This window comes from Shewanella sp. S1-49-MNA-CIBAN-0167 (assembly GCF_040310145.1).
Classification (GTDB): domain Bacteria; phylum Pseudomonadota; class Gammaproteobacteria; order Enterobacterales; family Shewanellaceae; genus Shewanella; species Shewanella psychromarinicola.
In genome coordinates this window covers 1-338 of the sequence record NZ_JBEOPO010000148.1, presented here as the reverse complement: position 1 = coordinate 338, position 338 = coordinate 1, and the positions used below count along the sequence as shown (strand labels likewise).

The following is a 338-nucleotide window of genomic DNA, read 5'->3' as shown; positions in this document are numbered from 1 at the left end:
ACCGAGTTCGGCCCACAAGTGGATATGCGTGCAGATGCGCCAAAAAGTGGTTTACACGATCCCGGGATTGGATTGCGTGACCATCAACAACAATTTAATCGCAAAGTATTAACTTATGGCGATATTAAAGGCTTACATCCTACCTACGACACGCGCCAACCTAGCCGCGAAATTCAACTGCATTTAACCGGCAATATGAACCGATATATGTGGTCTGTGAATGGGGTGAAATTTATGGACGCCGCGCCATTAGAGTTTGAATACGGAGAAAGACTGCGGATCACCTTAGTGAACGACACGATGATGACTCACCCTATGCATTTGCATGGTATGTGGAG

Annotated in this window: 1 protein-coding gene; it reads left to right on the top strand. The window is 46.4% G+C overall.

The features are described from left to right. On the top strand, positions 1-338 hold a 338-nt coding region (locus AAEZ00_RS20755), incomplete at both ends, for a multicopper oxidase domain-containing protein (RefSeq protein WP_351089767.1).